Origin of the sequence: Streptomyces sp. NPDC007856 (assembly GCF_042868225.1) — a bacterium.
GTDB lineage: Bacteria > Actinomycetota > Actinomycetes > Streptomycetales > Streptomycetaceae > Streptomyces.
Genome location: NZ_JBIAEC010000018.1, coordinates 181,052 through 190,724, shown reverse-complemented (window position 1 = coordinate 190,724; position 9,673 = coordinate 181,052). Strand labels below are relative to the sequence as shown.

The window sequence follows — 9,673 nt, the reverse complement described above, 5'->3', positions numbered from 1 at the left end:
ACCAACGTCGAGGCGTCGATGTCGTCGCCGTCGTCGCTGCTGCACTGGACCCGGCGCATGATCGAGATCCGCAAGCAGAACCCCGCCTTCGGACTCGGCTCGTTCACCGAACTGCAGTCCTCCAACCCGGCGGTCCTGGCGTTCCTGCGCGAGTACGGCGACGACCTGGTGCTGTGCGTCAACAACTTCTCCCGCTTCGCCCAGCCCACCGAGCTCGACCTGCGGACCTACGACGGCCGGCACCCGGTCGAGCTGATCGGCGGGGTGCGCTTCCCCGCCATCGGTGAACTTCCCTACCTGCTGACCCTGCAAGGCCACGGCTTCTACTGGTTCCGGCTCACCCGAGTCGCATCCCGCATCGGCCGCCGCCGCTGAACGAGCGGCGCCGAGGAAAGGACGCGTCACCATGCCGAAGACCATCACTGACCGACCGAGAACCGCGGTCGGCCTCGACGGGCCGCAGGTCTCGCTGGGCGAGCTGCTGCGCCAGTGGCTGCCGAGGCAACGCTGGTTCGCGGGCAAGGACCGGCCCGTCACCGATCTGACAGTGCTCTCCTTGACCGAGCTGTTCCCGGGATGTCTGCATCTGCTGGTGCACGCCTCGCACGCGCCCGTGCCCGCACCGGGTTTCACTCCCCCGCCCGGTGACTGCTACCAACTGCTGCTCGGCCTGCGCGAACACCTCAACCCACGACTGGAGCGGGCCTACATCGGGCGGGCCGAACGCGGCCCGTTCGCCGGGCTCGCGGTGTACGACGCGCTGCACGACCCGCGCTCGGCCAACCTGCTGCTGGAGCGGCTGCGGCAGCCCGGAGCGGTCGGCCCGCTGCGGTTCGAGGTCGACCCGGCCGCCCATCTGCCCGGCGGTCTGCCGCCGCGCCTGCTGGACGCCGAGCAGTCCAACTCGTCGATCGTGTACGGCGACGCGTACATCCTGAAGGTCTTCCGCCGGATCCAGCCGGGCGTCAACCCGGACCTGGAGGTGACGGCCGCGCTGGCCGCGCAGGGGTGCACCCGGGTGCCGGCACCGGTGGCCTGGTTCCGTACGTCCGCGCCGCAGCCGGCCACGCTCGGCGTGCTGCAACCGTTCTTGCCGGACGCGACCGACGGCTGGACGCTCGCGCTGCACGCGCTCGCGGCCGGCGACGACTTCACCGCCGAGGCCCGGGCACTGGGCCGGGCCATGGCCGAGGTGCACCTCGCGCTGGCCGAGGCGTTCCCGCCGGCCGGGCCGAGCGAGAACGGCCGTACGGCCGAAGCGATGTGCGCACGGCTGGACGCGGCCGCGCACGCCGTGCCGGGGCTGCTGCCCTTCGTGCCGGGGCTGCGGGCCGCGTTCGGTGCGCTCGCCACCTGCGACTCCGGGCCGCCCGCGCAGCGCATCCACGGCGATCTGCACCTCGGGCAGGTGCTGCAGGCCGGCCGCGACTGGTTCGTCATCGACTTCGAGGGCGAGCCGTCCCGGCCGCTCGCCGAGCGGCAGATCCCGCAGTCCCCGGTGCGGGACGTGGCGGGGATGCTGCGCTCCTTCGACTACGCGGCCCGGCAGCGCCGCCCCTGGCGACCCGAATGGGCGCGCCGCTGCCGGGAGGCGTTCTGCGCGGGCTACGCGGCCCGCGCCGGCTGGGATCCACGCAAGAAGCACGCGCTGCTGCGCGCGCACGAGACGGACAGGGCGGTCTACGAGGTGCTGTACGAGGCGAGACACCGGCCGGACTGGCTGCCGGTACCGATGGCGGCGATCAAGCGGCTCGCCGTGTGGGGAGGATGACGTCATGGCTCTGCGCGACACCTCGCTCCCGGAGGCCGCCGGCCGCGCGCCGGCCGCGGCCCTGCCCCTGGACGCGGCCGATCGCGGCCGGCTTCTGGGCGGCGCCCACCACGATCCGCACGCCCTGCTCGGCGCCCATCCGGTGCCGGGCGGCACGCTGTTCCGGGCCCTGCGCCCGAACGCGCGCGCGGTGAGCGTCGTGGTCGACGGGATGCGCAACCCCCTGCGCTCGGAGGGCGACGGTCTCTTCGCGGCCGTACTGCCCTACCCGGAGATCCCGCCGTACACGCTGCTGGTGACCTACGACGACGCCGAGCAGGAGGTGCACGATCCGTACCGCTTCCTGCCCGCCCTGGGCGAGCTGGACCTGCATCTGATCCGGGAGGGCCGGCACGAGCAGCTGTGGCAGGCGCTCGGTGCGGAGCCGATGACGCACCAGGGCGTGACCGGCACCCGCTTCACCGTGTGGGCGCCCAACGCCCAAGGGGTGCGGGTGGCCGGGGACTTCACGTACTGGGACGGCACGCAGTACCCGATGCGGTCGCTGGGCGCGTCCGGTGTGTGGGAGCTGTTCCTGCCCGGGATCGGCGAGGGCGCCCGCTACAAGTTCGAGATCACCTCGCGTTACGGCCATCGGTTCCTCAAGGCCGACCCGATGGCCCGGTGCACGGAGGTGCCGCCGGACACGGCGTCGGTCGTCGCGGTCTCGCGGTACGAGTGGGGCGACGCGGAGTGGATGGCCCACCGGGGCGACACGCCCGTGCACCAGGCGCCGTTCTCGGTGTACGAGGTCCATCTGCCGTCCTGGCGGCCCGGACTGACGTACCGCCAGCTGGCCGAGGAACTCCCCGCCTACGTCAAGGAGATGGGCTTCACGCATGTCGAGCTGATGCCGGTCGCCGGGTATCCGTTCAGCGGCTCCTGGGGCTACCAGGTCACCTCCTACTACGCGCCCACGCCCCGCCTCGGTTCCCCGGACGACTTCAGGTACCTGGTGGACGCGCTGCACCGGGCCGGCCTCGGCGTGATCATGGACTGGGTGCCGGCACACTTTCCCAAGGACGACTGGGCGCTGGCCCGGTTCGACGGGGATCCGCTGTACGAGCCCGGGAACGCGACGCGCGCCGAGCACCCTGACTGGGGGACGTACGAGTTCGACTACGGCCGCACCGAGGTGCGCAACTTCCTCGTCGCCAACGCGGTGTACTGGTGCCAGGAGTTCCACATCGACGGGCTGCGGGTGGACGCCGTCGCCTCGATGCTCTACCTCGACTACTCGCGCGACTCCGGCCAGTGGGAGCCGAACGTGTTCGGCGGGCGGGAGGACCTGGACGCGGTCGCCTTCCTGCAGGAGATGAACGCCACTGTCTACCGGCGCTGCCCGGGGGTGGTGACCATCGCGGAGGAGTCCACCGCCTGGGACGGGGTGACCCGGCCGACGGACAGCGGCGGGCTCGGCTTCGGGCTGAAGTGGAACATGGGCTGGATGCACGACTCGCTGCAGTACATCCAGAAGGAGCCGGTACACCGCAAGTACCACCACAACGAGATGACCTTCTCGATGGTGTACGCCTACAGCGAGAACTATGTGCTGCCGATCTCCCACGACGAGGTGGTGCACGGCAAGCAGGCGCTGGTGTCGAAGATGCCCGGCGACTGGTGGCAGCGGCGGGCCACCCATCGCGCCTATCTGGGCTTCATGTGGGCCCATCCCGGCAAGCAGCTGTTGTTCATGGGGCAGGAGTTCGCCCAGGGGGCGGAGTGGTCCGAGGCGCACGGCCCCGAGTGGTGGCTGCTCGACGACGACTACCACTCGGCCGGGGACCACCGGGGCGTGCAGGATCTGGTGCGGGACCTGAACACCGCGTACCGGGAGACGCCGGCGCTGTGGCAGCGGGACTCCGACCCGGGCGGGTTCCGGTGGGTGCTGTGCGACGCGGCGGACGACAACGTCTTCGCGTTCCTGCGCTTCGCCGCAGACGGCTCTCCCCTGCTCGCGGTGTCGAACTTCTCACCGGTGGTACGGCACGACTACCGGCTGTGGGTACCCGACGAGATCACCGCCTGGCAGGAGGAGCTGAACACCGACGACGTCCGCTACGGCGGCAGCGGGGTCGGCGCCCAGGGGCTGCTGAAGCCCGAGGACGGGTTCCTGAAGCTCACGCTGCCGCCGCTCGCCACGGTCTGGCTGGCGCCCGAGCGCTGAAAACCAGGTGTCGGCGGCCCGCCCAGGGGCAGTCGGGGGGCGTAGAACCAGGCCTGCCCGTCGTGGCATGGACACGGAAGGTGGCACCACGTGCGCACCGTGGGAGTGGAGGAGGAACTCCTTCTGGTCGACCCGGAAACCGGCGAACCGAAGGCGCTGGCGGCGGCCGTCCTCGCCCGGGTCGCCCATGACGATCCGGGGCAGCACGTCTTCGAGAAGGAGCTGTTCCGGCAGATGCTGGAGTTCGCCACGCATCCACAGGCGCACATGGCGGACCTCGGCGAGGAGATCGTGCGCTGCCGCAAGGAGGCGGCGCGGCACGCCGGGGAGCTCGGCTGCACGGTCGCGGCGCTGGCCACGTCTCCTCTGCCGGTCAGCCCCGCCCTCAGCGTGAACGAGCGGTACGAGTGGCTGGCCGAGCACTACGGGATACCGACCTGGGAGCAGTTGGTGTGCGGCTGCCATGTGCATGTGTGCGTGGAGTCCGACGACGAGGGCATCGCCGTCCTGGACCGGATCCGCCCATGGCTCCCGGTACTGCGCGCGATCAGTGCGAACTCGCCTTTCTGGCAGGGCCGGGACACGAGTTACGCCAGCTATCGCAGCCGGGTGTGGAACCGCTGGCCGTCGGCCGGGCCGACCGAGCCGTTCGGGTCCCCCGAGCGGTATCACCGGCGGGTGGCGGAGATGGTGGCCACCGGTGCCGTGCTGGACAAGAGGATGGTCTACTTCGACGCGCGGCTGTCCGCCCGCTATCCGACCGTGGAGGTCCGGGTAGCGGACGTGTGTCTCGGTGCGGACACCGCCGTGCTGATCGCGACGCTGACCCGGGCGCTCGTGGAGACGGCCGCGCGGGACTGGCGGGCCGGCCGGCCGGCGCCCGGCCACAGTGTGAGCCTGCTGCGGCTCGCCGACTGGCAGGCCGCCCGGTTCGGCCTGGAGGAGAATCTGCTCGACCCGGTGGCCATGCGGCCCGAACCCGCCCCGCAGGTGCTGCGGTCGCTGCTGGCGTACGCCCAGGACGCGCTCACCGCCGCCGGCGACGCGGACCGCGCGGAGCAGGGCATCACGGAGCTGCTGCGGCGCGGCAACGGGGCGCGCGAGCAGCGTCGGCTGCTGGAGCACGGCGGCGGCCTGCGGGGGGTCGTCACCGAGTGCGTCCGGCGTACCCAGGGCTGACCGCCCGCGGTCAGACGATCAGCACCAGGGCGTAGGCCAGGAAGAACAGCGCGACGAGGACGACGAGCACGAGGATCAGCGTCAGCGGCGCCTTGGCCCAGCCCCGCGGTGGATTGTGCGTCTCACGGGGCCCCGCCCCGGGCAGGCTGCTCTCGGCGGGCGGGGTCTCGCCGGGCGGTACCGAGCCGCCGGGCTCCAGCCCGGTGGTCCGCTCGGGTTCGGGATCGGGGTTCACATGACTCATGTCTGCCGAGTCCCCAGGACACGTCCACATCATCAGTCGATCACGACTTGCCCGTTCCCGGCACCGAACGCGGTCCGCTGGGCTACATTCGAGCACCGCCGACACTGAGCCGATCGGCGGTGACCCTCTGTACATCCAGGAGCAGCGCATGCGCGACGTCGCCCTCGCTCCCGCCGTTGCCGCGCCGCTCACCGGCGGCCTCGCCGACAGCGTCTTCGACACCGCGGAGCGCAGTCCCGCCCTGCCGATGCTCGCCCATCGCGTGGATCCCGCCGCCACCGTGTGGCAGGAGGTGACGGCCGTCGAGCTGCGCGACCAGGTGGTCGACCTGGCCAAGGGGCTGATCGCCGCAGGGATCTCCCCCGGCCACCGGGTGGCCCTGATGTCCCGCACCCGCTACGAGTGGACCGTGTTCAGCCATGCGCTGTGGGCCGTGGGCGCCGAGGTGGTGCCGATCCATCCGGCCTCCTCACGGGACCAGGTCGAGTGGATCCTGCGGGACGCCGGCTGTGTGGCCGTGGTCCTGGAGGACGAGCAGGGCGTCATGACCGTCGGCACGGTGTGCACCGGGCTGCCGCGGCTGCGCCACGTCTGGCAGCTGGACGCGGGCGCGCTGTCCGAAATCGTCGAGCGGGGCACGGTCGTGCCGGACACCACGGTGGAGTCGCTGCGCCGGATCGTGCTGCCTGACGCGACCGCCGCGGTCGTCTACACCTCCGGCACCTCGGGCCGTCCCCAGGGCTGCGCGCTGAGCCACCGGAACCTCGCCTACCCCTGCGACACGCTGCTGGCCGGCTGGCTGCACACCGCGGCCCCGCCGGGCGTACAGCCCTCCGTGCTGGCCTTTCTGCCGTTCTCCCATGTGTACGGCCTCATGATCATGCTGATGTGCGTGCGCGGCGGCGTCCTGATGGGGCACGAGCCGGAGCTGACCGAGGCGTCGCTGGCCTCGGCCCTGACCACGTTCCGGCCGACGTATCTGTACGGCGTGCCGTCGGTGTTCGAAAAGCTCTACAAGAAGTTCCTGCAGGCGGCCGAGAAGGCGGGCCGGGGTGCCCTGTTCGAGCGGGCCGCGCAGACCGCGCGGGACTTCGCCCAGGCACTGGAGCGCCAGCGGCTGGGCACCGGGCCGGGGCCCGGCTTCGAGCTGAGGCTGCAGCACGCCCTGTACGAGCGGACGGTGTACCGCAGGCTGCGCGCGGCGCTCGGCGGGCGGGCGGTGCGCGGCACCTCCGGCGGTTGCTCGCTCAGCCGTGAACTGAGCCTGTTCTACGAGGGCATCGGGGTGTTCGTCCACGACGGGTACGGCCTCACCGAGGCCTCGGGCGGGATCACCATGCAGCCGCTCGGCCGGGAGAAGTCCGGTACGGTCGGCCGGCCGCTGCCGGGCACCGAGGTCCAGGTGGCCGACGACGGGGAGATCCTGGTGCGCGGCCCGTCGGTGTTCCAGGGCTATGTCGGCGACGAGGCGGCGACGCGGGCCGCGCTGCGCGGCGGCTGGCTGGCCACCGGGGACATCGGGCGGCTGGACTCCGAGGGCTATCTGACGATCACCGGGCGCAAGAAGGACGTCATCGTCACCAGCGGCGGCAAGAGCGTCGCCCCGGCCCCGCTGGAGCAGCGGCTGCGCATGCATCCGCTGGTCCACCAGGCAGTCGTGATCGGCGACGACCGGCCCTGTGTCGGTGCCCTGATCACCCTGGACCCGGACTTCCTCGCGCACTGGCGGGGCTCCCTGGCGCTCCAGGGCGACAGGCCGGGCCGGGAGAGCCGTGAGGAGAACGCGCTGCGGGACGAGATAGCGCGGGCCGTCGCCTCGGCCAACAGCGCCGTCTCCCGCGCGGAGTCCATCCGGGTCTACCGGGTGCTCCCGGAGCCGTTCGCCCCGGACAACGGACTGCTCACCCCGTCGATGAAGCTGCGCCGGGACGTGATCGTGCGGCACTACGCCGCCGAGATCGACGCGATGTATCAGGCGCGGTCCCGGGCGGCGCGTGTCGCGCAGGAGCCGGCGGACTGGGACGAGCCGGACGACGTCTTCCGCTGACGCCGTCCGCCGGGTCGGGGCATCCGAAGGGGGGCATGAACCGGGGCGGACGGATATCCCGCCCGGCTGCGGGAACTCGCAGCACAGAAAGAGATCGGCACCGACAGCCGTCCTGGCCGGGGGGTCCCGCCGCGCCCCCGACCGCCCAGGATCGGGGATTGCGAGATGGCGACGCAGCCACGTGGGGACGACACACCGCCCGCGGAGGACGGGTACGAGCGCACCTTCTCCTTCGCCGGTGAGCTACGCAATGTCACGGAGGCCCGGCTCGCCGCGGAGGACTTCCTCTGCGCGCTCGCCACGCAGGCGCCGCCCGCCGCGCCCGAGTACTGGGACGACATACTGCTGGTGGTGACGGAGCTGGCCGCGAACGTGATCCAGTACGCGCCCGGGCCGTTCGGTCTGCGGATGCGCCGCACCTTCGACGGCGTGCATGTGACGATGCGCGACACGAGCACCACCAAGCCGGAACCGCGGCCCTTCCATCCGCGCACGGGCGGCGGCGGCATCGGCTGGCATCTGGTGCACACGCTGTGCACGCAGGTCAGCGTCGTCGTCGACGACGAGGGCAAGGACGTCCATGTGTTCCTGCCGTGGTGACCGCGATGTGTGTACGACGTGTACCTGTGCGGCAACCGGTTACTCCAGCCGCAGCGGGGGCATGCTGGTGCCCACGCGTTCGTCTGCCTGCCGCGCCCGGCTGGCGGAACAGCTCGGGGCACGGTGGGATCAAAGCTGGTGCCACCGATCAGGGCAGGCGAACGGCGTGGAGTCGGACCGCCTGGAGCCGCAGAAAGGGATGAACACCGTGACACGACCCAGGATCCTGGTGGTTGGCGCAGGCTTCGCCGGAGTGGCGTGCGTCCGCCGCCTGGAGCGGAAACTCGCTCCCGCCGAGGCCGACGTCACCCTGGTGACGCCGTACTCCTACCAGCTGTATCTGCCCCTGCTGCCCCAGGTCGCCTCCGGCGTGCTCACGCCGCAGTCGATCGCCCTGAGCCTGCGCCGCAGCAAGAAGTACCGCACCCGGATCATCCCGGGTGGCGCGATCGGCGTGGACCTGAGGTCCAAGGTGTGCGTCGTCCGCACCATCACCGACAAGACCGTCAACGAGCCCTACGACTACATCGTGCTGGCCCCCGGCAGCGTGACCCGTACCTTCGACATCCCGGGGCTGACCGAGCACGCCTTCGGGTTGAAGACCCTGGCCGAGGCCGCCTACATACGTGACCACGTCATCTCGCAGCTCGATCTCGCGGACGCCAGCGACGACCCGGTGGAGCGGGCTGCGCGGCTGCAGTTCGTGGTGGTGGGTGGCGGATACGCCGGCACGGAGACCGCCGCCTGTCTGCAACGGCTGACGCACGCCGCGGTACAACGTTATCCGCGTCTGGATCCCGGCCTGATCAGGTGGCATCTGATCGACATCGCGCCCAAGCTGATGCCGGAGCTGGGCGAGAAGCTCGGCCGCAGCGCGCAGGAGATCCTGGGGCGGCGCGGCATCGAGGTGTCGCTGGGCGTGTCGATCGACAAGGCCGGCGCGGAGGAGGTCACCTTCACCGACGGCCGGGTGGTGCCGACGCACACGCTGATCTGGACGGCCGGTGTGGTCGCCAGCCCGCTGATCGGCACGCTCGGCGCGGAGACGGTCCGCGGCCGGCTGGCGGTGACCGCCGAGATGTGCCTCCCGGGTCACGACGGCGTGTTCGCGCTCGGGGACGCGGCCGCCGTGCCCGACGAGGCCAAGGGCGAGCCGGGCGCGGTCTGCCCGCCCACCGCACAGCACGCCATGCGCCAGGGCAAGAAGGTCGCCGACAACGTCATCGCGACCCTGCGGGGGCAGCCGCTGACGCCGTATGTGCACCACGATCTGGGTCTGGTCGTCGACCTCGGCGGCAAGGACGCGGTCTCCAAGCCGCTCGGCGTCGAGTTGCGCGGGCTGCCGGCCCAGGTGGTGGCCCGCGGTTACCACTGGTCGGCGCTGCGCACCAACGTCGCCAAGACCCGGGTCATGACCAACTGGCTGCTGAACGCCGTCGCCGGTGACGATTTCGTGCGCACCGGCTTCCAGACCCGCAAGCCGGCCCGGCTGAAGGACTTCGAGTTCACCGACTCGTATCTGTCCCCGGAACAGGTGCGGGCCCGGGTGGAGGGCACGAGCGCCGGGAGCGCCTGAGGTGAGGAGGGGACACAAGTAGCCCAGGCCGTCGTGCGATGCTGGGTCGG

At 71.6% G+C, this 9,673-nt stretch carries 8 protein-coding genes; 7 read left to right on the top strand and 1 reads right to left on the bottom strand.

Going from position 1 to position 9,673, the window contains the following annotated elements; translation table 11 throughout:
- From ACFYOH_RS35380 to ACFYOH_RS35365, 4 genes are all read left to right on the top strand, one after another.
- The coding region (locus tag ACFYOH_RS35380; protein ID WP_388634429.1) for an alpha-glucosidase C-terminal domain-containing protein at nt 1–375 on the top strand (375 nt) is incomplete at its 5' end.
- 31 nt (nt 376–406) lie between these two features.
- Nucleotides 407–1,771: a maltokinase gene (locus tag ACFYOH_RS35375; RefSeq protein WP_388634426.1), complete on the top strand. Its 1,365-nt coding sequence runs from the start codon at nt 407–409 to the stop codon at nt 1,769–1,771.
- A gap of 4 nt (nt 1,772–1,775) precedes the next feature.
- Nucleotides 1,776–3,977, top strand: a complete 2,202-nt coding sequence (gene glgB / locus ACFYOH_RS35370) for a 1,4-alpha-glucan branching enzyme (protein WP_388634423.1) — start codon at nt 1,776–1,778, stop codon at nt 3,975–3,977.
- Nucleotides 3,978–4,067: 90 nt separating this feature from the next.
- Nucleotides 4,068–5,156 carry a glutamate--cysteine ligase gene (locus ACFYOH_RS35365; RefSeq protein WP_388634420.1) on the top strand — a complete coding sequence of 363 codons (1,089 nt, stop codon included), beginning with the start codon at nt 4,068–4,070 and terminating at the stop codon, nt 5,154–5,156.
- Between the two features lie 10 nt (nt 5,157–5,166).
- Here ACFYOH_RS35365 and ACFYOH_RS35360 read toward each other — a convergent pair whose 3' ends face one another.
- Nucleotides 5,167–5,400: a DUF6480 family protein gene (locus ACFYOH_RS35360; protein WP_388634417.1), complete on the bottom strand. Its 234-nt coding sequence runs from the start codon at nt 5,398–5,400 to the stop codon at nt 5,167–5,169.
- 148 nt (nt 5,401–5,548) lie between these two features.
- On the opposite strand from ACFYOH_RS35360, the gene ACFYOH_RS35355 reads away from it, so the two are divergent.
- From ACFYOH_RS35355 to ACFYOH_RS35345, 3 genes are all read left to right on the top strand, one after another.
- A complete protein-coding gene (locus ACFYOH_RS35355; protein WP_388634415.1) occupies nt 5,549–7,447 on the top strand; it encodes an AMP-dependent synthetase/ligase in 1,899 nt (632 codons plus the stop codon).
- A 165-nt stretch (nt 7,448–7,612) separates the two neighbouring features.
- A complete protein-coding gene (locus tag ACFYOH_RS35350) occupies nt 7,613–8,047 on the top strand; it encodes an ATP-binding protein (protein ID WP_388634412.1) in 435 nt (144 codons plus the stop codon).
- A gap of 199 nt (nt 8,048–8,246) precedes the next feature.
- A complete protein-coding gene (locus ACFYOH_RS35345; protein WP_388634447.1) occupies nt 8,247–9,623 on the top strand; it encodes an NAD(P)/FAD-dependent oxidoreductase in 1,377 nt (458 codons plus the stop codon).
- Nucleotides 9,624–9,673 lie beyond the last annotated feature (50 nt).